Origin of the sequence: Sphingorhabdus sp., assembly GCF_046596595.1 — a bacterium.
In the GTDB taxonomy this organism is placed as follows: Bacteria; Pseudomonadota; Alphaproteobacteria; order Sphingomonadales; family Sphingomonadaceae; genus Sphingorhabdus_B.
Genome location: NZ_JBKJMB010000064.1, coordinates 24,317 through 51,197 on the forward strand (window position 1 = coordinate 24,317; position 26,881 = coordinate 51,197).

31 protein-coding genes are annotated in these 26,881 nt (G+C 54.3%); 13 read left to right on the top strand and 18 right to left on the bottom strand.

The window, feature by feature from the left end:
• Positions 1–127 precede the first annotated feature (127 nt).
• A complete protein-coding gene (locus ACLL9E_RS06830) occupies positions 128–754 on the top strand; it encodes a class I SAM-dependent methyltransferase (protein ID WP_411290988.1) in 627 nt (208 codons plus the stop codon).
• Here the strand turns inward: ACLL9E_RS06830 and ACLL9E_RS06835 are convergent, their stop codons facing one another.
• On the bottom strand, positions 755–1,936 hold the full coding sequence (locus ACLL9E_RS06835; protein ID WP_411290989.1) for a phospholipase D-like domain-containing protein: 1,182 nt from the start codon (positions 1,934–1,936) through the stop codon (positions 755–757).
• 122 nt (positions 1,937–2,058) lie between these two features.
• Here ACLL9E_RS06835 and rpoZ point away from each other — a divergent pair, with 122 nt between their 5' ends.
• Both rpoZ and ACLL9E_RS06845 read left to right on the top strand, forming a co-directional pair.
• The gene (gene rpoZ / locus ACLL9E_RS06840; protein WP_411290990.1) at positions 2,059–2,403 is read left to right on the top strand and encodes a DNA-directed RNA polymerase subunit omega; all 345 of its coding nucleotides are present in this window, start codon (positions 2,059–2,061) and stop codon (positions 2,401–2,403) included.
• A gap of 88 nt (positions 2,404–2,491) precedes the next feature.
• A complete protein-coding gene (locus tag ACLL9E_RS06845) occupies positions 2,492–3,592 on the top strand; it encodes a DUF3667 domain-containing protein (RefSeq protein ID WP_411290991.1) in 1,101 nt (366 codons plus the stop codon).
• On the opposite strand, the gene ACLL9E_RS06850 is transcribed toward ACLL9E_RS06845, so the two are convergent.
• From ACLL9E_RS06850 to ACLL9E_RS06885, 8 genes are all read right to left on the bottom strand, one after another.
• Positions 3,554–4,180 (bottom strand): DUF3800 domain-containing protein, encoded by a 627-nt coding sequence (locus ACLL9E_RS06850; RefSeq protein ID WP_411290992.1) that lies wholly within the window; start codon positions 4,178–4,180, stop codon positions 3,554–3,556. The two genes, ACLL9E_RS06845 and ACLL9E_RS06850, sit on opposite strands and share 39 nt — an antisense overlap.
• A gap of 32 nt (positions 4,181–4,212) precedes the next feature.
• On the bottom strand, positions 4,213–4,572 hold the full coding sequence (locus ACLL9E_RS06855; protein WP_411290993.1) for a hypothetical protein: 360 nt from the start codon (positions 4,570–4,572) through the stop codon (positions 4,213–4,215).
• A 62-nt stretch (positions 4,573–4,634) separates the two neighbouring features.
• A complete protein-coding gene (gene ftsH, locus ACLL9E_RS06860; RefSeq protein ID WP_411291037.1) occupies positions 4,635–6,581 on the bottom strand; it encodes an ATP-dependent zinc metalloprotease FtsH in 1,947 nt (648 codons plus the stop codon).
• A 112-nt stretch (positions 6,582–6,693) separates the two neighbouring features.
• Positions 6,694–7,641: a tRNA lysidine(34) synthetase TilS gene (gene tilS, locus ACLL9E_RS06865; RefSeq protein ID WP_411290994.1), complete on the bottom strand. Its 948-nt coding sequence runs from the start codon at positions 7,639–7,641 to the stop codon at positions 6,694–6,696.
• The gene (locus ACLL9E_RS06870; protein WP_411290995.1) at positions 7,632–8,531 is read right to left on the bottom strand and encodes a hypothetical protein; all 900 of its coding nucleotides are present in this window, start codon (positions 8,529–8,531) and stop codon (positions 7,632–7,634) included. The genes tilS and ACLL9E_RS06870 overlap by 10 nt, the downstream gene beginning before the upstream one ends.
• Before the next feature lie 128 nt (positions 8,532–8,659).
• Entirely contained in the window at positions 8,660–9,463 is an 804-nt protein-coding gene (locus tag ACLL9E_RS06875; protein WP_411290996.1) for a helix-turn-helix domain-containing protein, read from the bottom strand.
• Positions 9,464–9,576: 113 nt separating this feature from the next.
• Complete coding sequence (gene ptsP / locus ACLL9E_RS06880; RefSeq protein ID WP_411290997.1) at positions 9,577–11,841, bottom strand: phosphoenolpyruvate--protein phosphotransferase; 2,265 nt, start codon at positions 11,839–11,841, stop codon at positions 9,577–9,579.
• A 59-nt stretch (positions 11,842–11,900) separates the two neighbouring features.
• Positions 11,901–12,071: a YdcH family protein gene (locus ACLL9E_RS06885; protein WP_411290998.1), complete on the bottom strand. Its 171-nt coding sequence runs from the start codon at positions 12,069–12,071 to the stop codon at positions 11,901–11,903.
• 170 nt (positions 12,072–12,241) lie between these two features.
• Here ACLL9E_RS06885 and ACLL9E_RS06890 point away from each other — a divergent pair, with 170 nt between their 5' ends.
• On the top strand, positions 12,242–12,439 hold the full coding sequence (locus ACLL9E_RS06890; RefSeq protein WP_411290999.1) for a YdcH family protein: 198 nt from the start codon (positions 12,242–12,244) through the stop codon (positions 12,437–12,439).
• A gap of 130 nt (positions 12,440–12,569) precedes the next feature.
• The gene (locus ACLL9E_RS06895) at positions 12,570–13,019 is read left to right on the top strand and encodes a DUF1465 family protein (protein WP_411291000.1); all 450 of its coding nucleotides are present in this window, start codon (positions 12,570–12,572) and stop codon (positions 13,017–13,019) included.
• Here the strand turns inward: ACLL9E_RS06895 and ACLL9E_RS06900 are convergent.
• Positions 13,016–14,821 (bottom strand): ABC transporter transmembrane domain-containing protein, encoded by a 1,806-nt coding sequence (locus tag ACLL9E_RS06900; RefSeq protein ID WP_411291001.1) that lies wholly within the window; start codon positions 14,819–14,821, stop codon positions 13,016–13,018. The genes ACLL9E_RS06895 and ACLL9E_RS06900 overlap by 4 nt on opposite strands.
• Before the next feature lie 147 nt (positions 14,822–14,968).
• Between ACLL9E_RS06900 and ACLL9E_RS06905 the strand changes: the two genes are divergently transcribed.
• Together ACLL9E_RS06905 and ACLL9E_RS06910 are read left to right on the top strand one after the other, a co-directional pair.
• Positions 14,969–16,201 carry a polyhydroxyalkanoate depolymerase gene (locus ACLL9E_RS06905; protein ID WP_411291002.1) on the top strand — a complete coding sequence of 411 codons (1,233 nt, stop codon included), beginning with the start codon at positions 14,969–14,971 and terminating at the stop codon, positions 16,199–16,201.
• 85 nt (positions 16,202–16,286) lie between these two features.
• On the top strand, positions 16,287–17,270 hold the full coding sequence (locus tag ACLL9E_RS06910) for a dipeptide epimerase (RefSeq protein ID WP_411291003.1): 984 nt from the start codon (positions 16,287–16,289) through the stop codon (positions 17,268–17,270).
• A 4-nt stretch (positions 17,271–17,274) separates the two neighbouring features.
• Here the strand turns inward: ACLL9E_RS06910 and ACLL9E_RS06915 are convergent, their stop codons facing one another.
• The 5 genes from ACLL9E_RS06915 to ACLL9E_RS06935 all read right to left on the bottom strand — a co-directional run bounded on the left by ACLL9E_RS06915 (position 17,275) and on the right by ACLL9E_RS06935 (position 21,126).
• The gene (locus ACLL9E_RS06915) at positions 17,275–17,778 is read right to left on the bottom strand and encodes a pyridoxamine 5'-phosphate oxidase family protein (RefSeq protein WP_411291004.1); all 504 of its coding nucleotides are present in this window, start codon (positions 17,776–17,778) and stop codon (positions 17,275–17,277) included.
• Positions 17,779–17,860: 82 nt separating this feature from the next.
• A complete protein-coding gene (locus ACLL9E_RS06920; RefSeq protein ID WP_411291005.1) occupies positions 17,861–18,154 on the bottom strand; it encodes a putative quinol monooxygenase in 294 nt (97 codons plus the stop codon).
• Positions 18,155–18,175: 21 nt separating this feature from the next.
• Positions 18,176–19,354 carry an acetyl-CoA C-acyltransferase gene (locus tag ACLL9E_RS06925; RefSeq protein WP_411291006.1) on the bottom strand — a complete coding sequence of 393 codons (1,179 nt, stop codon included), beginning with the start codon at positions 19,352–19,354 and terminating at the stop codon, positions 18,176–18,178.
• Between the two features lie 24 nt (positions 19,355–19,378).
• Positions 19,379–19,828: a MaoC family dehydratase gene (locus tag ACLL9E_RS06930; protein WP_411291038.1), complete on the bottom strand. Its 450-nt coding sequence runs from the start codon at positions 19,826–19,828 to the stop codon at positions 19,379–19,381.
• A gap of 125 nt (positions 19,829–19,953) precedes the next feature.
• Positions 19,954–21,126 (bottom strand): mechanosensitive ion channel family protein, encoded by a 1,173-nt coding sequence (locus tag ACLL9E_RS06935; protein WP_411291007.1) that lies wholly within the window; start codon positions 21,124–21,126, stop codon positions 19,954–19,956.
• A 199-nt stretch (positions 21,127–21,325) separates the two neighbouring features.
• On the opposite strand from ACLL9E_RS06935, the gene ACLL9E_RS06940 reads away from it, so the two are divergent.
• Positions 21,326–22,048, top strand: a complete 723-nt coding sequence (locus ACLL9E_RS06940; protein WP_411291008.1) for a hypothetical protein — start codon at positions 21,326–21,328, stop codon at positions 22,046–22,048.
• Here ACLL9E_RS06940 and ACLL9E_RS06945 read toward each other — a convergent pair.
• Positions 22,045–22,335, bottom strand: a complete 291-nt coding sequence (locus ACLL9E_RS06945) for a hypothetical protein (RefSeq protein ID WP_411291009.1) — start codon at positions 22,333–22,335, stop codon at positions 22,045–22,047. The two genes, ACLL9E_RS06940 and ACLL9E_RS06945, sit on opposite strands and share 4 nt — an antisense overlap.
• A gap of 8 nt (positions 22,336–22,343) precedes the next feature.
• Positions 22,344–22,550, bottom strand: coding sequence for a hypothetical protein (locus ACLL9E_RS06950; protein WP_411291010.1), 207 nt, complete (start codon positions 22,548–22,550; stop codon positions 22,344–22,346).
• A 120-nt stretch (positions 22,551–22,670) separates the two neighbouring features.
• On the opposite strand from ACLL9E_RS06950, the gene ACLL9E_RS06955 reads away from it, so the two are divergent.
• Complete coding sequence (locus tag ACLL9E_RS06955; protein WP_411291011.1) at positions 22,671–23,309, top strand: helix-turn-helix transcriptional regulator; 639 nt, start codon at positions 22,671–22,673, stop codon at positions 23,307–23,309.
• Between the two features lie 40 nt (positions 23,310–23,349).
• Positions 23,350–24,036: an MBL fold metallo-hydrolase gene (locus ACLL9E_RS06960; RefSeq protein ID WP_411291012.1), complete on the top strand. Its 687-nt coding sequence runs from the start codon at positions 23,350–23,352 to the stop codon at positions 24,034–24,036.
• Positions 24,037–24,049: 13 nt separating this feature from the next.
• Here the strand turns inward: ACLL9E_RS06960 and ACLL9E_RS06965 are convergent, their stop codons facing one another.
• Complete coding sequence (locus ACLL9E_RS06965) at positions 24,050–24,445, bottom strand: MAPEG family protein (protein ID WP_411291013.1); 396 nt, start codon at positions 24,443–24,445, stop codon at positions 24,050–24,052.
• A gap of 198 nt (positions 24,446–24,643) precedes the next feature.
• Here ACLL9E_RS06965 and rpmF point away from each other — a divergent pair, with 198 nt between their 5' ends.
• From rpmF to ACLL9E_RS06980, 3 genes are read left to right on the top strand one after another with little or no spacing between them, the layout of a single operon-like run.
• Positions 24,644–24,820, top strand: a complete 177-nt coding sequence (gene rpmF / locus ACLL9E_RS06970) for a 50S ribosomal protein L32 (RefSeq protein WP_125229645.1) — start codon at positions 24,644–24,646, stop codon at positions 24,818–24,820.
• A 28-nt stretch (positions 24,821–24,848) separates the two neighbouring features.
• Positions 24,849–25,868, top strand: coding sequence for a phosphate acyltransferase PlsX (gene plsX / locus ACLL9E_RS06975; protein WP_411291039.1), 1,020 nt, complete (start codon positions 24,849–24,851; stop codon positions 25,866–25,868).
• Positions 25,865–26,833 carry a beta-ketoacyl-ACP synthase III gene (locus ACLL9E_RS06980; RefSeq protein WP_411291014.1) on the top strand — a complete coding sequence of 323 codons (969 nt, stop codon included), beginning with the start codon at positions 25,865–25,867 and terminating at the stop codon, positions 26,831–26,833. Before plsX ends, ACLL9E_RS06980 begins: the two co-directional genes overlap by 4 nt.
• The last annotated feature ends 48 nt before the right edge of the window (positions 26,834–26,881 follow it).

Genomic DNA, 26,881 nt, shown 5'->3' on the forward strand with positions numbered 1-26,881 from the left:
GCGGCATAAAGCGCATCCGATATCTAATGCAAGCGCACCGGAACAGATTGTTGCTTAATGCGGTTGCATGAAGGGCATCAATTTGCAAATGTGAACTTTTCGTGACAACTTCCCCCGGATCGATAGTATGATATATTCTAGCTTGGCTAAAACGACGGTGCTGTACCGCATGAAGAACCGCGCCAGTCGCTTTTTTGGCCCTTGGGGCGTTTTCTTTAAAGGTTTTATCAAGCATCCAGTGATGGTCGGATCGATCATCCCGTCATCGTCGAAGACCGTCAAGAAAATGCTCGCGCCCGTAGATTGGGACAATACCAAGCTTTTTGTCGAATATGGTCCGGGCATTGGCACTTTTTGCCAGCCGGTGTTGGACCGGATGCGGCCAGATGCCACCTTGCTCGTCATCGACCTCAATGAGGATTTTATCGATTATCTGCGCAAAGCGATCCGTGACAGCCGTTTCATTGCGGTCCATGGTTCGGCAGCCGATGTAAATGACATCATCAACAATTTTGGCTTTGAGCACGCCGATTATATTTTGTCGGGCCTGCCATTTTCGACGCTACCCAATAATCTTGGCCCGGTCATCGCGGCTGAAACCGCAAAAGCCATCCGTCCCGGTGGTGCGTTTCTGGTGTACCAGTTCCGTGCCCGCGCCCGGGACTTCATGGCTCCGCATTTTCGCAAAATCGACACGGGTTTTGAGTTTTGGAATGTTTTGCCATGCCACCTGTTTTGGGGGTGGAAAGAATGATTACCGGTTGCGTATCAAACCGAATTTGATCCGCCGGCCAATCGTGTAATCGACCGAGTTGACGAGGAAATAAGCAAGCCCAGCCTTGAATCTGCTCCAATAACTGTCGCGGGCTTTGAGCAACAGTCCGGTCTGTTCCTCGGACTGCGCCACAAGATCATCGATCATCTTGCGCATATGTATTGCAAGCGCCTTGTCCTTTATCCGCACCATGATTTCCAGATTGATGAACAGGCTTCGGATATCGAGATTGGCTGAACCGATATAGACGGTGTCATCAATCACCATCAGTTTCATGTGCAGCGGATGCGGTTGAAATTCAAAAATTTTGGCCTTGCGCCGCAACAAATAGCGATACAGCACACGTGCCGCCGCTATCGTCGCTCCATTATCTGTCTTGCCCGCCATTATCAGCCGCGAACCCTTGTTGCGCTTTGCTGTCCGGGCGATGCGGCGTAATATCGTCTGCGACGGCGAAAAATAGGCCGAGACAATGTCAAATCTTTGGCCAGTGTCCAATGACCGTTTGAAGGTGAGGGCCCAAGGCGAAATACGGTTGGTAGGACCACCCAAAAGCCATTGTACCTGGCCAATGCCTGGCCGCCACTGGTGAATAATGGCGCGGATGCTGCGGTAACGCACCTTGCCGTTGTTAGATGCCCTGGCCATGTCGTCGAAATAGTCACCCAATTTCTGTGCTTGCGGGCCGGACACTATCATGCCGAGATCTTCCCAGCTGGCGTCGCCAGCGCGCCCGAAATAGGCATCAGTGATGTTAAAGCCACCGACAAGCGCATGTGCGCCATCGACGACCAAAATTTTCTGGTGATTGCGTATCAGATAGCCAAGACCTTTGCGGGAGCCAAAGCTGTGATAGGCGCCGCCCGCCGCGATCAATTCATCAAAAAATCGATCGTGCACTTTGGTCGATCCAAAGCTGTCGATGATTAGCTGCACATTCACGCCGCGTTCGGCAGCTGAAACCAGCGCCGCGCGCACTTCGCGGCCTGTGGCATCGTCATTAAACATATAAAAAAACATTTGAATGGATTTTTGTGCCGCTGAAATGAGCTGCAGTAAAGCATTTAGCCTGTCTTGCGGCGAATGGACCAAATGCAAGTCATGCCCTGCAACCTGAAAGTACGCGCCGGGAAACCCGGGCTTGCGTGATTGCGCTGTCATGGTCTTGACGATACCGCTTTGCACGTCTTACGGCAAGCGGCCCGCCCTTTTCGTTGACATTTTACGCAGGTAGCTTTACCAGCGTGCAACTTCCCGAAATTTACGAAGAATCAGGAGCCAAGATGGCACGCGTTACTGTTGAAGATTGCATCGACAAGATCACCAACCGGTTCGACCTTGTACTTCTTGCCGCCGAACGTGCGCGCGAAATCTCTGGCGGTGCTGAACTGACGATCGATCGTGACCGTGATAAAAACCCAGTGGTGGCTTTGCGCGAAATCGCCGAAGAAACCGTCCGTCCTGACCAGTTGCAAGAAGGCCTCGTGCAGTCGCTGCAGAAAGTTCAGGTTGATGAAGACGAAGAAGCAGATGAAGTTGGCTCGATCAGCCTGTCTGCCGAGGCGCTTCGTTTAACGGCCGCCGCTCCAGCACGCGGTGCGGGCATGCAGCGCGATTACGACCGGTAATTCGTTGTCACATGGATGTTAAAGCAAGGCCCGGCGCGTCCGGGCCTTTTCTTTTGGCTTTCGGTCGCCACACTGATAAATACCTGACATGAGCGGGGAATTGGCAGGGGCTGCAGATATCATCACCGGTGCGGCTATTGCCCGAGCGGTCGAGCCCGATGCGGGCGAGGGCAGGGGTAATTCGACCTCGTGCCTCAACTGCGGAACGGCATTAGTCGGAGCGCACTGCCATGTTTGCGGTCAAAAGGCGAGGTTGCACCGGACACTTGGTGCTTTCGGCCACGACATATTGCACAGCGTCCTGCATTTCGACGGGAAAATTTGGCGGACATTGCCAATGTTGTTCTGGAAGCCCGGTGATCTGACGCGGCGATATGTGCATGGGGAGCGCGCCAAGTTCGTGTCGCCGCTTGCATTGTTCTTGTTTACGGTGTTCCTTACCTTCGCAGCTTTCAATTGGCTGGTTCCTGAAGATGGCGCGAACACAGACGTCGCCGTCCAAACAGGGCAGAGCGCTCTGCAGGACAAACCCGTTGCCCAAGGCATAAGTCTGGAGAGGCGCAAAGTTGCCGCCGAGATCGCACAATTGGAAACCGATATTGCCGCTGCCCGCAAGGCCGGAACACCCACGCGGGATTTGGAATCCGAACTAACAGCACAAAAACTTGCCAGCCGACTGATAAACACCGCGGCCGACGATGTAGGCGATGACGAGGATACGCTCAAGAATTTCCGTTTTACAGACCTTGATTTTCCAGGCGCTGCTTATTTGAATTCGGCTGCAAGGAAGGCTACCAAAAACCCGCAATTGCTGATCTATAAAATGCAGTCCAATGCCTATAAATATGGCTGGGCACTTATCCCGATATCCGTGCCTTTTGTCTGGTTGCTATTTTTTTGGCGGCGGCAGTTCAAGCTGTTCGACCATGCGGTTTTTGTGACCTATTCGCTTACCTTCATGATGCTGCTGGGCATTATAAGCGGGTTGCTCATCAGCTATTCGGCAACAGAAGTTATTGGCGGGTTTCTGCTCGCATTCGCGCCACCCGTCCACATGTATAGGCAGTTGAAATATGCCTACCAAATATCGCGCTTTGGCGCATTCTGGCGCACATGTCTGTTATCCGGGTTCGCAATGGCAGCGCTTACCCTATTCGCTGCGCTCGTCGTCACCCTGGGCGTCACCTGATAATATATTGAGCGCAATTTTGCCGCTCTCCAAAAATGGTGCGACAATTGCTGCCAACCTAGCTTGGCGCTCGGTTACCATTGCGCGGTTGAAGAATGTATTGGCAATGACGTCGGCAATCTGGAGCCCGGAATGTTCGTGGCTAAGACCGAGTGATGCAGTGCCGCAGGGTCCTACAGATTGCGCAACGTCCTTGCGGATAAGTGCAAGCGTTTCGGGGCCATAGCGGCCATCATCGATCACGATTTGGACGCAATTTCCTTCCGCTAATACCAATTTGGCGACAGCGTCATTGAGTAACTGCGCGTAAATATCGGTGTCGTGAGCGCCACGGTCCTGCCCGACCTCCGGCGCAAGCGCGGAAATTGCAATGCCGACTGTCGCGTTCCATGGTTGTGTGCCAAGCAATTCAAACAGCAATCCGCGTTCTGCCAAGTCAATCCGGCTACCCTTCAGTTCCCCTCTCAGCCCTGTAACCTCCCGAAATCGGGCGATTACTGCATCAGCAACTTTATTCTCGATGGAAACAGCCGCCAGTGTCATTACACCGCGCCCGACACCGCCCGATTCATCGCAATAAATTGGCATTTTTGCCGCTCCTCGCCCAGGGAAGCGCTACGTTAGCAGGGAAAGCGCCGGATGACGATTTCGCGCCATGCATCGCGCACGGATTGTGTTCGTCTTCGCTCCTTTGGAATTTGACTGAATTCGCCAATGAACTGATCGGCTGTCAGGCGGTACTTTTTGGGTGCACAAAACAGTGGCAACCCTGCGGCCCTTGCGACTTCGTTTTCTGCTTTGACTGAATTCGCAGCAGCTTCAAAAATCCTAACCATGGGCTTGAGGTCTTTGGCAAAAACCGCGCCCATGCCTTTTTTCTTTAAAGCGACTGCTTTTACAAAAAAAGTTTCGGCGTCCATGGCGGTTGCCGGGGCGGCACACAACAATGCACCGCTTGCCAAAAGCACAGCATATTTCATATTTGCGACCTCAACTCTCTCCTAACGGAGTATAGCGTTGAGGCCGCGAATAAAAGCCAAAACTAGGCGCCTTGTGGGGTTGCGCCTCCGACCGGCGCAGATTTGCCGCGTCCTGCCTTGGGTATGGCTGTGCCAACCGTTGGAATGGACGAAGGCTTAATGACCTTGCCATCATCGCGTTCGAATTTGCCAGTTTCCAAAAGCTGGTTAATCTCGTCACCTGACAGTGTTTCAAATTCAAGAAGTGCGTTGGCCAACAGATGCAGTTGTTCATTATGTGTCGTCAGCAATTCGGTTGCGCGCTGATGTCCACCTTCGACCAGCTTGCGAATTTCGGCATCAATCTTCCGTGCGGTTTCGTCCGACATGGCAGAGCGTTGCGACATGCCATAGCCAAGATAACCATCCTGACGCTCTTCATATTGCAGCGGACCCATGGCGTCCGACATACCCCATTGTGTGACCATGTCGCGCGCAAGACTGGTTGCATATTGAATGTCACTTGATGCGCCTGAGCTGACCTTATCATAGCCAAAAATCAGTTCTTCCGCCACGCGGCCACCCATTGATACCGACAGGTTGGCGTGCATTTTGTCGCGGTGATAGCTGTAATTATCCCGCTCAGGCAGACGCATGACCATACCCAAGGCGCGGCCACGTGGAATGATGGTTGCCTTGTGGATTGGGTCAGAAGCCACTTCGTGTATCGAGACGATGGCGTGACCAGCCTCATGATAAGCGGTCATTTTCTTTTCGTCTTCGGTCATGACCATGGACTTGCGCTCAGTGCCCATCATCACCTTGTCTTTAGCATCTTCAAACTCCTGCATCGCGACAAGGCGTTTGCCCCGGCGAGCCGCAAGCAAAGCGGCTTCATTGACGAGGTTAGCAAGGTCAGCGCCGGAGAAACCGGGCGTTCCACGCGCAATTACCCGTCCATCGACATCTGGTGCCAACGGTACCTTTTTCATATGGACGTCGAGAATCTTGACGCGGCCATCAATGTCGGGACGCGGAACAACGACTTGCCTGTCGAAACGGCCCGGACGCAGCAAGGCTGGGTCAAGAACGTCGGGACGGTTGGTTGCAGCAACGATAATGATGCCTTCATTAGCCTCAAAACCGTCCATTTCGACCAACAGCTGGTTCAACGTCTGTTCGCGTTCGTCATTCTGGTTGCCAAGACCAGCACCACGGCTGCGGCCAACAGCATCGATTTCGTCGATGAAGACGATGCACGGTGCGTTCTTCTTCGCTTGTTCAAACATGTCGCGCACACGGCTTGCGCCGACGCCGACGAACATTTCAACAAAATCGGAACCCGATATCGAGAAGAAAGGCACACCCGCTTCGCCGGCAATGGCGCGCGCCAGCAATGTCTTACCCGTACCCGGCGAACCCACGAGCAAAGCGCCCTTGGGTATTTTGCCGCCGAGACGGCTGAACTTGTGCGGATCTTTCAGGAATTCAACGATTTCCTGAAGCTCTTCGCGTGCTTCGTCGATGCCGGCCACATCTTCGAACGTTACCTTGCCATGCTTTTCAGTAAGCAACTTGGCTTTAGACTTGCCAAAACCCATGGCCCCGCCGGCACCGCCACCTTTTTGCATTTGACGAAGAACAAAAAACGCAATTCCCAGTATGAGCAGGAAAGGAAGTGCCTGATACACAAGGAGGAGTAGCAAGCTCGGCTGTTCTGTAGGTTTTTGGTCGTAGTTGACACCCTTTTCCTCGAGCAGGGGCAAAAGGCTGGTGTCGTTCGGCAGCGAACCCGTCACGAAAGTTTCGTCATTTTGGAGCTTACCAGTGATACGATCGTCCGTAATCAGCACGGACTTAACTTGCCCTGCCTCAACCTTGTCGCGGAACGACGAATAGGTAATGCCGTTGGCCGGGGCCGAGGAGCCGCTGAAGATCGAAGCTACAAGCAATAGAGCCACAATAATCGCTGACCAGATGGCCATGTTACGCAGCATCGGGTTGCTCTTCGGTTCCTGTTCGTCGTTCATCATAACTGCCTTGCTTTATGCCAGCGCCACATGCGCGGGAGTATAAGGCCAATGTAGGGGCGAATGTGCGAATGACAATATAGGGATTATCAAAATTGCGGGTATCTGATCCTCAGCTTCGCCTAGGCGGGGCAGGAGAAAAACGCCATTGCGCACCGCCCACGCATTTCACATCGCCAATTGTCGCCATGCGTCCGTTTTCCAAGTCGTCCAGTAATCGGTCAATAGCGTCACCACGCGGCGTAATATCCGGGTCAACAGTTGAAAGGCAGCGCATCAAAAGCCGCCTTTTAAGTTCACCTGGAATTTCGGTGGCATCGCAAATTAGTATGCCATTTTCGAGCCGGATTCGCTGCGAAGCGAGCCAGTCAGTCATCCAGACCAAGGCCTCGGATGCTGCGGCGAGGGCTTCGGTAGTGCGTGCGGCCCGGTCGGCACGAAAAGGGTGATTTGTGGATTCCAGCCAGTTTCGCATCGCCACCCGTGCGAAGTCAGCATTCTTGTTACTAGGGTCGTTCACCGGCACGATGCCTGCGTCAGCGCAAAGAGAGACAAGTTCGGCCTTACGGAATTGCAGAAGTGGACGGATTACGCGACCATTTTGTGCGCGAATTGAGGACAAGCCGTCGACCCCGCTGCCTCGGGCCAAGCGCATCAATATTGTTTCCAACTGGTCATCCGCGTGGTGTGCAGTGGCGATATACGTGCAATTATGCGCATCGGCCGCCCGCTCCAGCAACGCATATCGCGCCGTGCGTGCCGACGACTGAATATTGCCGCTGATGGCTTCATCCGGTGTTAAAGTGACGTGCGGAATACCCAGATTTTGGCAGAAGAGATCAACATATTTTGCCTCGTCGGAGGATTCCCGGCGCAGTTGATGGTCTACTGTTGCTGCAACCAGCCTATCGGGCATCGTTTGTTGCGCGAGCAGAAGCAACGCCATGCTGTCTGGACCACCCGATATAGCGCATAGCAGCCTATCACTGTTTGTTACGTGCAACTTTTGCAGCGCCGCCCTAAAACGATCCAGAGCGACCGGGCCGGGCGCTATTTGCACTTCGCCCGTGTTCTGCCCGATGCGATGCGATCTGCCAACCGGCCAGTCGCGACGTCCGGATAGGCTTTCGCCAGTTCGCCGTAAGCTTCGCAAGCTTCGGCCGTTTTGCCGAGGTCTGTTAACGCTGAGCCCAAGAAAAATAGGCTTTCGGGCGCACGTTCGCCGCGCGGGTCAGCTTTGTAATTGTCGTAAAACACTTTGACGGCAGTGGCAGGCTTACTGTCATCCAACCACGCGCGACCCAACAAGTTGCGCGCAAAGCTGGCGCGTTTGTGTTTTGGATTCTTGGCAACGACCTCTTCAAGAGTGGCTTGCGATTCGGGGAAGAACTTCGCTTCCCACAATCTGTAGCCGTAATTGTAACCATCCTCGAAAGTGTCGCCCGTCGCAGGGCGTTCGATGGCGGCAACTGCTGCCACGCGCGCGGCGCTGGGTTTTGCGGGAGCAGCGGGTTTGACGACCGCAACCGCGGGCTTCGGGCTCGCTGTTGCAATGGGGATTGATACCGGATTTACAACTTCTGCGGAAGTTGTCTGCTGCGTAGCTAATTGCGTTTCTATGGCCTTTAACCGGCCCTCGAGGCCACGCATGCTGTTGCCTTGAAGTTCAACCTGACCCGTCAGCATGGCAAGTTGGGCCTCAAGCGCGTCTACACGTGCGGTAAGATCCGCTGTGGCTGTCGTCGATGCCGACGTTGTTTTGGGCGCAGTCGGAGACTGGATTTCGGGCTCCACAAACTTGCCGGCACCATTGGGAAAAACCTGACGCTGGACCGCGCGCATTTCCTTTTCGAGTTTACCCACGCGACCGTCTATGTTCGCGTCCTGTGCGATGGAGGGCGTACTAACGGCGAGTGCTGCGCAGCTGATCATAATAAGACGAAAATGCATTGGGTTACTTCCCTTTACGAAACGTTCCGGGCGTATAGCCCACTGGAACAGCGCAATAAAGACCCATCGCGAAATTGCGATGTAAACAAATGGAAACCTGTCCGAATTTTGTGCCGCGCCAACTCACGTTAAGGTGTTGACGCGCCATTGTCAGAATTGCGGGCCAGCAGGTCTTTCGCGCTGATGCCGACATCGGCAATAGTTGTTTCCGGCGCACCGAGTGGAGCGACAGCTTTTCCGCCAACGGTCACTGTGAGTGCCTGCGGCCGACCGGTAACAATCATCGGCTTGTTGGCATCTTGCGGCACGGCGAAGCGGTCACCCGCTACCATTTCCTTTTCGAACAACCGCTTTTGATCGACATCGTAGATCTTCACCCACACATTGTCGGTGGCTGTCAAAATCACAGGCCCATCATTGTTGGCTAAATTGTCTGTCTTCGCTGCGGCGTTTGAAGGCGAGCCACTCATCGATGTTGAAACTTGCGGCACCGCCGGCTGCGTTTCAGTATCTACCTGAGTTAATGTAAAATTGCGAAACACGAGATAGGCAGCCAGAAGAATTACTGCAATCGCTGCCGCCGTCCATGCCAGTGTTCTGGATGGAACGCGCGCCGGATCTGTCGGTTCGTAGTTCTGAAGCGGTGCCTGATACCCTTGATGACCACTGCGGGATAATTCGACGCGTAAAGCGTCGACCATCGCAATTTCGTCAATATTCACTGCACGCGCATAGGATCGAACGAACCCTACGGTGTATGTCTGCCCGGGCAATGCTCCGAATTCAGACCGTTCGATAGACTCGAGATGTCGAGTCGGCACGCGCGTTTTTGCAGCAAGATCAGCAAGACCCATGCCCATCCGTTCACGCGCTAACTTCAGTTGCTCGCCTACGGTTTTGAGCGTCGTTTCAACAGGCGGAATTTCGTCCACTACATTCTCCAAGACCCGATTCCCCGCCTCTACGTGCAGTCAGCCAAACAATGAACATCCTGAACACTATGTCAACGACGATTCCGGTTGTTCACCTTTAAAAATCAAGCAGTTTAGCCAGTTTCTATGCCCCGGCTCGCTGCCCAAGCGGTCAGTGCTTCGCGCAAATTCTCCGTAGGACTATTGAGCAACTCTTCCAACTTTGCGCGGACTTCGGCATGGTTCGTTGACAGGACCATTGCCTTAATTGGTCCGACTGCTGCAGGCGTGATTGATAATCGGTGAATGCCGACCCCGATAAGCGCAAGCGCTTCAAGCGTGCGTCCGCCCATTTCGCCGCATACCGCAACGTCGACATCATGCCCTTCTGTTGCTTTGACGACGCGCCGGATAAATCTCAGTATTGCCGGGCTAAGCCAATCATACCGTTCGGCCAATCTGGGGTCAGCGCGGTCGGCTGCAAACAGAAACTGCGTAAGATCGTTGGTCCCGATTGACAGAAAATCTATCTTGGGCAGCAGGATATCGAGCGTTTCGGCCAGTGCCGGCACTTCAAGCATGGCTCCATAGCGGATTTTGTTCGGAAGAACTTTCTTGCGCTTACCGAGAAATTCGATTTGTCCGTCGAAGATGGCTTTTGCAGCATCAAATTCCCAAGGTTCGGAAACCATCGGGAACATGACGTTAAGTGTGCGGCCGGCCGATGCCTCAATCAAGGCGCGTGCCTGCGCCTTCATCAAACCGGCGTGATCAAGCGAGAGACGAAGCGCGCGCCAGCCGAGCGCCGGGTTTTCTTCTTCACTGGTTTCGTCTTTAAGATATGGCAGCGCCTTATCACCACCAATATCCAACGTGCGAAAAATCACAGGCTTTTCGCCTGCTGCGTCCATCACATCACGGTAGAATCGTTGCTGACGTTCGCGCTGCGGCAAGGTGGCGGAGATGAGGAACTGGAATTCGGTCCTGAACAGGCCAACGCCTTCCGCACCGGTCGTTGCCAAAGCCGACATGTCATCGCGCAAACCAGCGTTGATCATCAGCGTGACTGGAACTCCGTCCTTGGTAACGGACGCTTCATCGCGCATGGCGGCATAACGCGCCTTTTTCTTTTGCCGATCAATCAGGTCGTGCTGGAAAATTTCTTCCGCAGCCAAGGAAGGCCGCACGATAACACTTTTTTCGTCTGCATTTAGAAGCAGCATGTCGCCATCACGTACTTTGTGACGAATACCCCGCACCCGGCCAAGCACCGGTATACCCATTGCGCGCGCCACAATAACAACATGCGCGGTGAGCGATCCTTCTTCCAAGACAACACCGCGAAGCCGCCTTTTGTCATATTCCAACAATTCGGCGGGACCAAGATTGCGCGCAATCAGGATAGAATCCTTTTTCAGCCCAAGCTGCGCTGCGGTGCTCATTTGCCCTGAAACAATACGCAGTAGCCTGTTCGAAAGATCCTCGAGGTCATGCATTCGGTCGGCGAGCAACGGATCGTCGATTTGGCGCATCCGCATCCGTGTGCGCTGTTGAACGCGCTCAATTGCGGCTTCCGCCGTCAGGCCACTGTCGATCGCCTCATTGATGCGCCGACTCCAGCCCTCGTCATATGCGAACATTTTGTAGGTCGCGATGACCTCCTCATGTTCACCGCCAGTTCCGAAATCGATCTGGCTCGCCATCCTGTCGATCTGCGCGCGCATTTTATCGAAGGCGGAATAAACGCGTTGCCGCTCTGCCTCGGTATCTTCGGCGACGGTATGTTCAATCCGCACATTCGGCTGATGAAAAATTGCTACTCCAGCAGCGGCGCCTTTGACCAGCGGAAGACCACTGAGGCTGACGGTACCAGTTTCGTTGCTGCCATGCGCGCTTGGCTCATCAATTAGGTCAGCATTTGCGATTAATTCCGAAAGCACCATGGCAACGGTCTGCAATGCTTCAATTTCGACTTCTTCATACTTCCGCGGCTCGACATGCTGGACCGCGAGCACACCCACAGCGCGTTCAGAGCGGACAATCGGAACTCCGGCGAAGCTGTGGAAACGTTCTTCACCCGTTTCGGGAACGTAGCGGAAATTGGGGTGCGCCGCTGCCTCATCAAGGTTCAGTGTTTCGACATTCTCGGCGATTGTCCCGACAAGACCTTCGCCCAATCCCAACCGCGTAATGTGGACAGCAGCCTGGTTCAATCCGCGCGTCGCGAACAGTTCAAGAGCGCCGTCCCTTAAAAGGTAAATCGAACAAACTTCGCTTGAAAGCGCCTCACCGATAATATTTACGACGTGGTTCAGCTTGCCCTGAGCATGGTTTTTTGAGGCCATGACCTCGTGAAGACCAGTCAGGATGTTACGGGCTGAACGGGTAGCGCTTTCCATAGCTTGCACGTAGCAGAGACCTTAATGGCAAGCGATACCCTGCATGAAAATATTCCTAGTCAGTCAGTTAATGCCGACTCTTGCACGAGAACGTCCTTCAAATGCAATTTTTGCTTTTTCAGATTGTGGATCACGTTGCTGTCGGGAAAGGGCCTGTTCTCTTCGCGCTCCAGCTTTTGATCAAGTTCGGCGTGCTTGCTACGAAGTGCGGACAGATGATTATTATTCACACCATTCTCCTTCAATGTGAGACTCGACGATCTGAGCCGAAGAGTAAAACACGAATCCTTACCTAAGTCTTGCCGATAATTATCAGGCGGGCGCGTATAAAAACCGTCTCTCGGCCAAATCGCCGTTTTTTAACGATGACTTGTTTGCGGCACTCTGTCTACAAAGACCCATGAACGATGATGGATACCAGCACCAGCTTGAGCAATTAAAGATCGAGCACCGCGATCTTGACGACGCCATTCGCGCACTCAGTACGCAGGTCATAGTTGACCAGCTCCAGATTGCCCGGCTGAAAAAGAAAAAGCTGATATTGAAAGACTGCATTATGCGGCTTGAGGACCAATTGGTTCCCGACATTATTGCATAATTACCTAATATTATTTGGGCATCATTAACATATTGCAGGTGGCTGTTTCATCCCGGCACAACTGCCAAGTCATCATTAAATCATGTCTTTTTACGCTAACATGTCTTCGTCAGCTATGTCATAGAACCGCATGGAAAACCCGCGTTTAGAACTGACCCCTCTATTAATCGATTCGTTATACACTGAAGCGCTGGTGTTGGCAGATGAAGCGCGGCATTGTTTTGACCGAAGCCAAGCTAACGGTCAGCTGTCATCTGAAATATCCGTGGCATTTTCCTGTGAATCGCTGAAAGTCACGACGCGGCTTATGCACAGCATCGCTTGGTTGCTGAACCAGAAAGCTTTGCGGGCAGGGGAGATTTCTGACGAGGATGCGCACAGCGACTCATTAGATTTAGGGTACGCCCCTGTGAGTGATGCGGCACAGGTCAAACGGTTCCCACCCGAGGCACGGGCACTGATTGCTGCCAGCGAAGAGCTTTATTTTCGCTTGCAACGCTTCAGCAAAAAAATGCGCACAGCCGCAACCTCTGTGTCTGAACCGATCGCTATGCGTGAACGGTTGCGTTCGTCCTTTTAAGCATCAAACTGTAAGCTGGCGAGACGGGCATATAGGCCGCCTGCTGCGCTCAGCGTCGGATGATCACCTTCCTCGACGATTTTGCCCTGATCCATAACGATGATGCGGTCGGCGGAGCGCACCGTTGCCAGCCGGTGTGCAATCACGATCGTAGTTCGGCCGACCATCAGGCGTTCAAGAGCGTCCTGAACCAATTTCTCGCTTTCGGCATCCAACGCGCTGGTTGCCTCATCAAGCAATAATATGGGCGAATCGCGCAGCAGTGCCCGGGCAATCGCGAGGCGTTGCCGCTGGCCACCCGAAAGCCGCGCACCGCCTTCACCGAGATATGTGTCTAATCCTTCGGGAAGTTCGCGAAGGTATTGCGCAGCGTTGGCTTGTTCGGCCGCGGCCCAAATGGCCTCGTCGCTTGCATCCCACTGACCATAGCGCAGGTTGTCGCGCGCCGATGCCGCAAAAAGCACGGTGTCCTGGGGCACCAGAGCGATCCGTTGCCGGAAGTCTGCGGGGTCCGCACTTGTCAACGCAACACCGTCGATGCGAACCGTGCCAACTTCGGGGTCGTAAAAGCGCTCTGCAAGTTGAAACAAAGTAGACTTGCCTGCCCCCGATGGCCCAACGACAGCCACCGTTTCGCCGGGCGAAATTTTCAGGCTAAAATCGTGAAGTGCCGCCACATCGGGCCGGGTCGGATAGCGAAAATGTACGTTTTGAAACTCGATTTGCCCGCGAGCCGGCGGCATCGCAACCGGGTTGGCGGGTGGCGCTATTTCAGGCACTTCATGAAGCAATTCGGCCAGTCGCGACGCCGCGCCGGACGCGCGTACTAAATCGCCATATACTTCGGTTAAGGCGCCAAATGAACCCGCAACGAGCGCGCCATACAATACGACCGCGAACAAGGTGCCTGACGATATAACGCCGTCCTTGACCTGGTCAGTACCTTCCCAGACGAGCATTGTAATGCCGCCAAAGATCAACGCCATCACGAGCGCCGTGAGAAATGCCCGAAGCCGGATACGTTTTTTTGCAGCAGTAAATGTCCCTTCAACTGCGTCGCCAAATCGCACGCCTTCGCGGCCTTCCTGACCAAAGGCCTGAACTATTTTGATTGCGCCAAGCGTTTCCGAAATAATCGTCCCAACGCTTGCGACATTATCCTGGCTAGTACGCGACGCCTTTTCCAAGCGTCGGCCCAGAAACACAATCGGCAAAACAACCACAGGAATACCCGCGAGGAGCCATATCGTAAGGCTAGGCGCGAGCCCAAAAAGTAAAGTAACGCCGCCAATACCAATAAAAATATTCCGCAATGCCACCGATACAGTGGTGCCGACGATCTGTTCAATAATCGCTGTATCGGCGGTCATCCGGCTGGCAATTTCTCCGGGTCGGTTTTCTTCGAAAAACCGTGGCGATAACCGCAGCAAATTGCGCTGAACAGCAACGCGAATGTCGCCCACTACCCGCTCACCAAGCCAGCTGACGAAATAGAATCGGAACGCCGTCGAAATGCCAATGATGACAACAATACCTAGAAGCAGGTAAAAATAGGGCGCTGGATCGCCCCCGTTTTTGACAAAGCCTTCGTCTATGATCAGGCGCAGGCCATATGGAATTGCAAGCGTGGACGCCGCCGCCGCCACCAAGGCGAGCAACGCAAAGGTAATCTGGCGGGGATATTTGATCGTAAAATGTCCGATCATCCGCAGACTTCCAAAATTTGGCTTTGCTTTAGCGGCAACAGTTTCCGTTGGTTCGGGTGTTAATGCAATTGGATGGTCAGAAATTTCGTCGGTCATCCGGCTCGCCTAGCAGTGCGCTCAACGGGTAACAATGCGCCACGCAATGTGCCGACGCTTTTCCTATGGTGCAATGCACAATAAATGCGTACAGCCGATTGCAAATGCGGTGCAAAATAGCCGCTTTATAGAATTAAAGGCCTGAATATGCTGTACACTGGATATGATCTTCAACGCGGTTGGCTTGCTGGCGCAGGTTGGATTGCGCAACGACAGGCTGAAATGCTTAATAATCTGGTTGCGCCTTTCAACTATGCGGGAATGGCGCCCGTAGCTGCATCAGCTTTAGAAGTTTTCGCCCATTCGGTCCTTCCGCGTGGAAAACCGGCTTTCGGGCTGGATAATGTGGTCGTCGACGGCAAAACATTGGTCGTTGAGGAAGAAAACATGGCGCGCAAGCCATTTGGTCAGCTGAAGCGGTTCACCTATGACGGCAGCAGCGACAAGCCAAGGCTGTTGATCTGCGCGCCGATGTCAGGCCATTTTGCGACGCTGTTGCGCGGCACAGTTGAGCGTATGATAGTCACGCATGATGTCTACATCACCGACTGGAAAGATGCGCGTGACGTGCCGCTGACCGGCGGCGGCTTCGATCTGGAAACCTACATCGATTATCTCATCGAATGGTTGGAATTTATTGGACCAGATGCTGGTGGACGCGGCGCACACATGCTCGCGGTTTGCCAGCCATCGGTTCCGGCATACGCAGCCGCCGCAGTTATGAGCGCCAAGAAGCATCCGCTTCGGCCGCGCACGCTGACGATGATGGGTGGTCCTATCGACACACGCGAAGCGCCGACTGCGGTTAACAACCACGCGACGAAGCGGCCGCACGATTGGTTCGTCCAAAATGTGATTGCGACCGTCCCGCCTTATTACAAAGGCTCTGGCCGCCGGGTTTATCCGGGATTCCTTCAACTGTCTGGATTCATGTCGATGAACCTCGGCAATCATATGATCAGCCATTGGTCGATGTTTTCCGACCTTGTAAAAGGCGATGGCGAAGGTGCTGATCGACAGAAAGAATTCTACAACGAATATCGCGCGGTATGCGACATGACCGCCGAGTTCTATCTGCAAACTGTCGATACGGTATTCCAGCGCCATCTGTTGCCGAAGGGTGAGTTCAACTATCGCGGCAAGCTGGTTGACCCTGCTGCGATCACCGATATCGGTCTGCTTGCAATCGAGGGTGAAAATGACGACATCAGCGGCTTGGGCCAAACGAAAGCTGCGCTGAAAATAGCCAGTGGCTTGCCTGATACCTTCAAAAAATACCATATGGCACCAGAAGTGGGCCATTATGGCATTTTCAACGGAAGCAAATGGCGCGAAAAAATTGCACCTGTTGTCGAAGATTGGATAGCAAGCCACAATTGATTTCGTGCCGTTGCCATGGCAACGTGCTGATATCGTATTGTGTTTTTAGGTTTGGCGCGCTGCGCTTTCGTGCCATGTCCTGACTATGAGCTTGCAGATTACAGCCATCGTCGAACGCTGGCCGGTGGATGGCCACTTCATCATTGCCCGCGGCGCAAAGCAGTTTGTGGACGTGTTGGTGGTCGCGGTCAGCGATGGTACGCATTTCGGCATTGGTGAGGGCACGGCGGTCTATTATCTTGGCGAATCCGCAGAAAAATGCCTTAGGCAAATTGAAGGGATCACTCAGGAACTGGCCAATTACCCGGTTGTCGTTGCCCGGCAGTTAGTGCAGTCAAAATTATTGCCTGGGGCGGCACGAAATGCTCTGGATTGTGCGCTTTGGGATCTTGAAGCCAAGCAGATGGATGTCGCCCTGTGGGAACTGGCTGGCCTGAAAGTCCTGCCTGCGCCGTTGCAAACGGCTTTTACGATTTCGCTAAATACGCCCGATATCATGCGGACCGACGCCCAAAAGGCAGCCGCCGACGGATATGGCTTGTTAAAGCTCAAGTTAAATGGGGCTGACGACCGCGAGCGGGTTGCAGCGGTTCGATCGGGCGCACCGAAAGCACAAATTATTGTAGATGCGAACGAAAGCTGGGGCGATCTTGATATCGCAGCCGAGGCTGAAGCGCTGAAAAATATCGGCGTTGCCATGATTGAGCAGCCGCTACCTGTGGACCAAGACGCCGCATTAGCCGATATCTCTTCGCCACTGCCCATTTTTGCAGACGAAAGCTGCCATATTGCAAACGACATAGCGCGTCTTCGTCATTTGTATCAGGGCGTCAACATAAAACTCGACAAAGCCGGCGGACTGACCGAGGCACTTGCGCTCAGCAAGGCCGCGCACAACGCCGGAATGCAGATCATGGTCGGCTGTATGCTGTCGACCAGCCTTGCAATTGGCCCGGCATTTTTGGTGGCGCAATCGGCAAATTGGGTGGACTTGGACGGGCCGGCATTATTGGCAGAGGATCGGCCGGGCGGCTTTGTTTTTGCAAACGGAAAGCTGCGCCCGGCCTAAATCATCACATCGTGACGTGCGCGACCTTATCTTTATAATCCTGCTTCGGGTCTATGCCCATAAGCATTTTGATGCCGGCCACCATGCTCGACGCGTCAATCCAGATTTCAGCATTTTCGGCATCAAGCCGGATCAGGGCAACCTCTAGGTCGTCCTTGCCACCTTCATACCAAGCTGCGACGAACCGGTTCCACAAACGGTCGATGGTCGCAGGGTCAGTTGATTGGGAAAGATTGCCGTGCACGGTTGCCCAGATGTCATGGCCTTTTGACGCAAAATGCGCCATCGCCCGGCCGCCGGAGCCAATTTCCTGGTACAAATTGCTTGAGCGGGATGTGAAAAACCAGATGGGGCCTTCATATTGGCCGTCTTGGAAACAATCGTCTTCCAGTTGCGCCGTCATCGGGCGCGCATGGCCATCTTCGCCTTCGGCCAACCCCAAAAACATCGTCCGGTCCGACTTCAGGGATTTCCAGAACTTTTCTTTGATTTCGGTCTCGCTGGTCATATTTCACTCCTTGGTTGAAGTGAGCAAACAAGCGATCCGACATGGTGTTCCGGCCATAACCGATTCCATGTCGGATTAAGCGTTACACGGCGTCGAGATACTCGATATCAGGCGCACCAGCCAGACATAGACCAAGCTTTGGACCCGCCGCCTTAAAATAGTCGCTGCTGCCATGGGCATTAAGGGCATCCTGATCGACATATTGCTCAAGCACTTTGTAGACCTGCGGGTTGGACCGTGACCGGGTCAACGTGTAAAACATGTTTCCCGGCTCATTGGCCCGAACCGCAGCCGCAAGCTCAGCGAACACAGTCTCAAATTCATCATTCTTCCCGTCTGCGACGGTCAGGGTGGCAATAACACCAATGGCTGGCATGCGGCTGCTCCTCAAAAGTGATTAAAAGATTTCAAACAGGCCTGCTGCGCCCATGCCGCCACCAACGCACATGGTGACAACACCGTATTTGGCACCGCGGCGCTTGCCTTCGATCAAGGCATGGCCCGTGCAGCGCGCGCCGGTCATGCCGTAAGGATGGCCGACTGAAATCGAGCCACCGTTGACGTTCAAAAGCTCGTTGGGAATGCCCAATTTGTCGCGGCAATAGAGAACCTGCACAGCAAAGGCTTCGTTCAGTTCCCAAATACCAATATCATCAATTTTGAGGCCAAACCGCTTAAGCAATTTGGGGATGGCGAATACCGGACCAATGCCCATTTCATCTGGTTCAGTGCCCGCAACCGCCATGCCGACATAGCGACCAAGCGGATTGAGCCCCTTTTGCTCAGCCAGCTTCGCTTCCATCAAAATCGAGGCAGATGATCCGTCGGAAAGCTGACTGGCGTTACCAGCGGTAATTGTCATGTCAGGCCCAAGGACCGGCTGAAGCGCCTGAAGACCAGCAAGCTGCGTGTCGGCACGGTTGCCTTCGTCCTTTGCGATGGTCACTTCTTTCTGGCTGACTTCGCCTGTTTCCTTGTTCACCACATTCATGGTGGTGGTCACAGGAACGATTTCTGCATCGAAATAACCGGCGGCCTGTGCTGCGGCAGTCCGCTGCTGCGATTGAAGGGCATACTCGTCCATCGCATCGCGGCTGATATTGTAGCGCTTGGCGACGACCTCAGCGGTCTGAAGCATCGGCATATAAATCGAATTGTGCATTTCGACCAACTCGCGGTCGGGTTGAACGCGCATTTCTTTGGTTTGCACCAGCGAAATGGATTCCTGTCCGCCTGCTGCCATGACATCGACGTGATCGACGATAATCTGCTTGGCGGCTGTCGCAATCGACATCAGGCCAGATGAACATTGGCGGTCCATCGTCATTCCCGAAACCGAAACCGGAAGTCCGGCGCGCAAAGCAACCTGGCGCGCAAGGTTGCCGCCCTGAGTGCCTTGCTGAAGCGCAGAGCCCCACAAGACATCGTCGATTTCGCCGCCCTCAATACCGGCGCGCTCGACCGCGGCCTTCAAAGAATAGCTGCCGAGCGTTGGCCCAAGCGTGGCGTTGAAGCCGCCGCGATAGGCTTTGCCAATGGCGGTACGGGCGGTGGATACGATTACTGCGTCACGCATGGGAGTTGTTCCTTGAAATGAAAATTATACGAAAAACTGGCTGATCCATTCAGCCTGAAGAGCTGGCTTTTCCTCGCCCTCGATCTCGACAGTGAACTCAAGCGTTTGCTGCCACTGGCCGGGGCGTTTTTCGGCAAGCTCAAGCAACTTGAAATGACCACGGACGCGTTTGCCGGACCGCACTGGGGCCAAAAAGCGTGTTTTGTTGCCGCCATAATTGACGCCCATTTTAACACCTGCAACCTTGGGGCAGTCGGACTTCGCGCTCATCACCGGGAAAAGCGAAAGGGTCAGAAAGCCATGGGCAATTGTGCCGCCAAAGGGCGTCATTTTTGCCATCTCTTCGTTGATATGAATGAATTGATGGTCGCCTGTCGCATCGGCGAATTTGTTGATCATGTCCTGATCCACCAAAATCCATTCCGATACGCCGATATTTTCGCCGACCTTAGTCGCCAGTTCGGCGGGTGTTATTGCTGTCACGTAGCGTTCTCCTAAACCCTAATTTTGCCTATCGTGGCGGTTTCAATCGCGCAATACAAGTCCTGCCTGTTTGCCGTTACGGCAAGCGGGTGGCCACCAAACACCGGACGCACGAATCAGCTTTTTGAACGCGGGACAGCGGCGTGTGACGGAACCGCATAAGGCATCACCATCGTACCATCCGGCGCCGACGTGAATGTGGTTTGCGTGGGATACGCGAAAGATATCCCCTCGCGCGCAAAGGCGTCGATGATGGCGATGCCGACGTGATGGCGCGCTGCGAACATCTCTTCGACATCATCGCTTTCAATGTCGAAGACCAGATGAAAATCGAGAGAGCTTGCGGCAAAATTGTTGAAGCCGGCTCGGATAAACTGTCCTCCGTTGCTTTCAACGGTTTCACGCAAAATATCGGGCACGCGACGCGCAAGTTCAGGGGGTGTTTGATATACTAACGTAAGGACAAAGGTGACGCGCCGATACAGGGTCAAGGTGTTATTGGTGATTTCCTTCTCAAGCAACTTGCTGTTCGAAATGATCTTTTCTTCGCCCGTGAGCGCGCGAAGCCGAGTGCTTTTCATCCCGATCACTTCAACCCGCGCAGTGGTGGTATCATAAGAAACCGTGTCGCCGCGCCGGAAGGGCTTGTCAAAAATGATCGAGATTGCAGCGAACAAGTCAGAGAAAATGCCTTGTGCGGCCAAGCCGATGGCAATGCCCCCAACGCCAAGCCCCGCGACAAGGCCAGTGACGTTAACGCCTAAGTTGTCGAGCACAACGATGGCGGCAACTGCGAACAAGGCAAAGCTGACCAGAAGCCGAATTAACACCATCGCACTTTGCAAGGTGTCATGTTCATGAATGCCTTCGCCTGCGCGGCGTTCAATCAATCCCAGGATAATCTCGCGCAGCCAGATCGCGATCTGAACGACGATGGCGATGGTGAACAAGATATCGATGAAGTGCGCCAGTGCGACAGGCGCGTTGGCGATCTGGTTCACCAGTTCAATTGACACCATGACCCGGAAGAACTTGCTCGTGCGCGCTAATGTCCGGGCAATAATCGATTTCAGATGCGCACGATGCTCGCTGGCGCGCGCGATGTTGGAGGCAATGCGTTTCAGCCAGCTTAGTGCGAGAAAAACGATAATGGCGGCGGCAATTGCAATGCCAAGTTCAACGAAATTTCCCTGAACCCATGTGGCCATGGTGTCCCAATAATATTGCAGGCGCGGGCCAATGGCCTCCGGCGCAACGCGCGGCAAGTTCGGTGCGTTTGGTGTAGTCATCAACGCCGTTTACGGTCGATGCGGGCGCTGCACAAGCTTTGCGGCGCAGGAAAAACGCGATAAAGCCCAAGCGAACTCGCTGTATGCAGAACGATCATGCCAGGCGCATATCGATTGTTACGATCCCGTTTACCATTTTCTGTTATCAAAACGGAATGCGCCAACGCCTTATGTATGAGCGCAGAATATAGGACTGACGATGCGCCAAAACACACCTCCCGTTCCGACGCGGGCGATTTTCATCGCCTTTTGCTCAGGTGCAGTTGTGGCCATAGGCATGATGTTCGTGCCGATGCCGCTGGCGGATGAGAGCCGTACATTTGTCGCATTTGTCACAGGCGCTATACCGCTTTGCAGGCTGACCATAAGGTTGCTGCGCACCAACGAAAGCGGCATTGGCGTTGAGGAAATTCCTGTCGCACTGGCCAACAGTGGAGTACAATCCAACAAATATATTCCACGATATCTGTCGGCCAAATTGCATAAGGCGCAAAAAGAAAAAGACGTCGGCGGCTCTCCCGATCTGCCGGAGATCCAGCCTAAGGAAGTTGAGGCGTTGCCCGATGTGGGCAGCGGTGAGCAGACGTTGGAACTGGTCGAGGTCGCTCCTGACAGTCCAATTGCACCCGCCTCGTCAACTATTGCAAATATGGTCGCGCAACTTGAGTCAGCGGTTGCCCACCGGCATGTGGAATTGGCACAGCTCGAAGAAAAATTGTTCAACCCTTTGGCCAAAGTGTCAGGGCAAAATAGCGACGAACCCGATCATGCGGATATGGACAGTGAAGAGAGTCGCGCCAGCGAAAGCCGCCGCCCTGTTCTGGAATTGGTGCCATCTGACTCGAAGGCAAATGATGAGGTGGATTCAGCGCTCGCGGCTGCACTCGCCACGTTGCACCGGATGAATGCGGCTGCGCGCTAATCGTCGAGCAACAACGCATCAATAATCCGGCAGTATGCGCCGTCGGCCACAACCGCTTGCGCTATCGCGATATCCGCCACGATCTGCCGTGGCAGGCAAAACTCATGCTCCGCCAACATGGCCGATAGCGGCAACCCACACGTCGTTTCCGCGTTGGTCATAGTAACCGAGATGCAGATTTGTGTGCCGCCAAAGGTAAGGCTGTGCCATGGCCGTTCATGAACGATGTTGAGGTCGGCTTCGGGAATAAGCAAACGCAACGCGCGCAGAAAAGCACCGGCCCGCATGCGCCCACTCATGTCTGTTCACCATCATGCGCGCGGTGCTGCTGTTCATAATGCGACATAAAACGTCGCAATTTTTGCTCCATTTCGGGGCGGATTTCACGCCCCATCCGGATATCGAGCACAAGCCTCGGGTCATGGGCGGCCAAACGCCCAAACTTCGTCGGTGGCAGCTTCTGGTCGCACAGAAACCGTTCAATAAGGCGTGTGATATGCATGACGTCTCCTCCATGATCGACACTGATTGGCTTGCCCGAATCAGTAAGAACAAATATAGAACAAAAGTGATAGGATAAATCCTACATGTCTAGGAAATTTCCAACCGAACTGGAGAGATCATGATCAAGGAAGAGCCAAGGACCGCTTTGGAGCGCCTGATTGCGGAAAATAAGGAAGATTTTGCTGGCCTGTCAAAACTCATCGGACGAAATCCGACTTATATTCAACAATTTATCAAGCGCGGCTCACCGAAAAAATTGCCGGAAGCCGAACGTGGCATATTGGCGCGATATTTCGGGGTCGACGAAACATTGCTGGGCGGGCCGGCAACCGGTGTTCGCAAAAGCGGCATCCGCCTGATACCGAAACTCGCTGTCGGTGCGTCGGCCGGTGCCGGCGCGCTACCTGATCGTGAGACGCTTGCGGGTAAAATTGGTTTTGATGAAAAATGGCTGCGCAAGCAGGGCTTGGACCCCGCCAAGCTGTCCCTTATTCAGGTCGATGGCGATTCCATGTCACCGACGCTGAACCATAATGACGACATCATGGTCGATAACCGTGCTGCAACCGACAGTGTGCGCGACGGCATTTATGTGATCCGGCTGGATGATGTGCTGATGGTCAAGCGGCTTGCCAGTGGCCCTGCCGGACGGCTGTCGGTGCTGTCCGACAATCCTGCCTATCCCGGTTGGCCGGACGTCGATGGCGCTGCTGTTTCAATTATAGGCCGGGTTGTGTGGGCCGGGCGGCGGCTCTGAGGCCTTGCCTCTGTGGCTTAGGTGCGCCACATAGCCGCTTATGTCGCATGTTACATCCACGCCAGCCAAAGCGCCTCCGTTGAAGGCGGCTATCATCCCTGTCACCCCGTTGCAGCAAAACTGCACCTTGTTCTGGTGTACCGAAACCAACAAAGGTGCGTTGGTTGACCCCGGCGGCGATTTGGACAAATTGAAGGCAGCCGTCGCGCAAACCGGCGTCGAGCTTGAGAAGTTGCTGATCACACATGGCCATCTCGACCATTGCGGTCAGGCTGGCATGCTGGCGCAAGAACTCGGACTTCCAATCGAGGGGCCGCATGAAGACGACCGTTTCTGGATTGAGAAGCTGGACGATGATGGCGCACGTTGGGGCATGGAGGCGCATAGCTTTGAGCCCGACCGCTGGCTGGTTGGTGGCGATCAAGTGACTGTTGGTAATTTGACGTTGGATGTCATCCACTGCCCCGGACACACGCCCGGACATGTTATTTTTCACCACGGCCCAAGCCGCCTGGCAATCGTTGGTGACGTGTTGTTTCAAGGGTCGATTGGCCGAACCGATTTCCCGCGCGGCAACCATGCCGACCTGATCAATGCCATTACCACGAAATTATGGCCGCTGGGGGATGATATCACCTTCATCCCCGGTCACGGACCAACCAGCCAGTTCGGTTATGAGCGGCTGCACAACGCCTTTGTCGCGGACGATGTATTGGCCGCACGCTGATGTGGGCGGTGCTCTACAGGACGGCGTAGACCTTCCATAAAGCCCAACCAGCCAGGCCAAGCAGTGTGACCATCGTTGTCAGCGTGCCGACCATTCGGCCCTTGCCCAACGGTCCACCATCCATGCCCAAGCCATGCGCTAGGCGCCCGATGATATAGACGATGCCAAAGCCCCATAGCCAGTTGTTCGTCCCGCCGGTTGCTTCAAGTGCGGCAATCAACACCAGAATGAAGGGCGCACTTTCGACAAAGTTCGCGTGCGCGCGCATGCGGCGAATAACAAACTCATTACCGCCATCGCCGATCGATACGCTTTCCTTTGTGCGCGCCTGTCCGCATCGGATCATAAGCCAGATATTGACCAAAGCTGCCCCCGCAGCGATCGTAAGGGTCACGGGTAAACTCAACATATATTCTCTCCCTGTTATTATTAGGACGCTTAACTGCTATCTCGCGGCTTGCAAAGCACCGAAAAACAAGTATAGCGCGCCGCTCACACAGACACGTGCGGATGACTGAGGCCGATTCTGGCGATTGCTTGCCACGACGACCTCTTTCGCCTAGCGTGAACTAGAACTTATTGATTTTGAAATGGAACAGGTGCCGAAATGGCTGTCCCCAAAAGAAAAACATCTCCGTCCAAGCGCGGCATGCGCCGTAGCCACGATTCGCTTAAAGTTGCTGCATATCAAGAATGCGCCAACTGTGGTGAACTGAAGCGTCCGCATCATCTGTGCGATGCCTGCGGTCACTATAATGGCCGTGAAGTGGTGGCAGTCGCCTAATCCTTTCTGAGGAGAAAAACTGGTGTCGATGAAACCGCGTATCGCCATTGACGCGATGGGCGGTGATGAAGGCGTGCCAGTGATGGTTGCAGGTGCTGCGCTGGCGCGTCACCGGCATGAAAGCTTCAAGTTCCTGCTGGTCGGCGACGAAGCCCGGATTAAAGCGGCGCTCGACAAACATCCCAACCTGCGCGCTGCATCCGAAATTCTGCATAGTGATTATGTTGTCACTGCCGATGACAAGGTCAGCGCGGCGTTGCGCAAAGCCAAAACCAGTTCGATGGGTATGGCGATCAACGCCGTGAAGTCAGGCGAAGCCAGCGCTGCCGTAAGTGCGGGCAATACTGGCGCGTTGATGGCGACTGCCAAGCTTGCCTTGCGCACGATGCCCGGTATTGACCGGCCTGCGCTTGCCGCCTTGTTACCAACGCTTGAAGACACCGACGTAGTGATGCTCGATTTGGGTGCAAATACCGAATGCGAGGCAAAAAATCTGGTCCAGTTCGCGGTCATGGGTGCCGCTTATTCACGCATCATCTTTGGCTTTGATCGTCCGCGCGTCCGGCTGCTGAATATTGGCACCGAGGAAATGAAGGGTACCGACGAGCTCCGCGACGCAGCGCAACATTTGCGCGATGCCACAGGTCTACACATGGATTTTCAGGGTTTTGTTGAGGCCGACAAGATCAACCGGGGCGAATGCGATGTCGTCGTCTGCGATGGATTCACCGGGAACATCGCGCTGAAATCCATCGAAGGCACAGCGCGGTTCGTAACGGACCTTTTGCGCCGGGCCTTCACAAGCTCCGTGCGATCAAAATTCGGTTTCCTCGTGTCGCGGCCAGCGACCGAATTGTTGCGCCACCATCTTGATCCGAACAACCACAATGGCGCTGTATTTATGGGGCTGAACGGTGTTGTCGTCAAAAGCCATGGCAGCGCGAATATCAAAGGCGTGGCAAATGCCGTTGAGGTGGCTGCGCGGCTCGTCGAAGAAGATATTACGGCGCGCATCACCCAAGACCTTGCCCGGGTTCAGGCCGAGTGACCACGGTTGCACTTCGTGCCGTCATTAAGGGCACTGGGTCGGCGTTGCCGCGGACCCGAGTGTCAAACGCAGAACTGGCCGCCAAGGTAGATACAACAGACGCTTGGATTACGGAGCGGACGGGTATAAAATTCCGCCATATCGCTGAACCTGACGAGACAACGTCTAGCCTTGCCATAGAGGCCGCGCGCAACGCTCTGGATGCCGCCGGAATGGCTGCGGGGGACATCGATCTCATCATTCTTGCCACCGCAACGCCCGACCAAACCTTTCCGGCTTCGGCCACGCTCGTTCAGCACGCGCTTGGTTGCAATGGCGGTGTTGCCTTTGACGTGGCGGCGGTTTGTTCCGGGTTCCTCTACGCCTTTTCAGTGGCGGAAAGCATGATCCGCGCGGGCTCGGCAACCAATGCTTTGGTCATTGGCGCCGAAACCTTCAGCCGAATCCTTGATTGGGATGACCGCACAACCTGCGTCCTGTTTGGCGACGGGGCTGGCGCAGTTATCTTGTCGGGCGAAGTGGGCGTGCGCGGTGCATTAGCGACAAAGCTCCATGCCGACGGCCAGCATAATGAGTTGTTATATGTCGATGGCGGCGTTTCCACGACCGGCACGGTCGGCAAGTTGCGCATGAAGGGCCGCGAAGTTTTCCGCCATGCGGTCACAAATCTTACCAGCGTTCTCCACGAGGTGCTAGCTGCCGCTGAACTCAGTCCGGCAGATGTCGATTGGGTTGTGCCGCATCAGGCAAACGCGCGGATAATCGAGGCGACGGCGAAAAAACTGGCGCTTGATCCTGCCAAGGTAATTTTGACCGTTGATCAGCATGCGAACACCTCTGCCGCGTCGGTGCCGCTCGCTTTGGATGTTGCGGTAAGAGATGGACGGATCAAAAAAGGCGACATTGTAGTCCTTGAAGCCATGGGTGGTGGATTCACATGGGGCGCATCAATCGTGCGCATGTAGCATTTTTTATGTCATCACCGTTTTACTATTTCAAATTTCATTGTATGT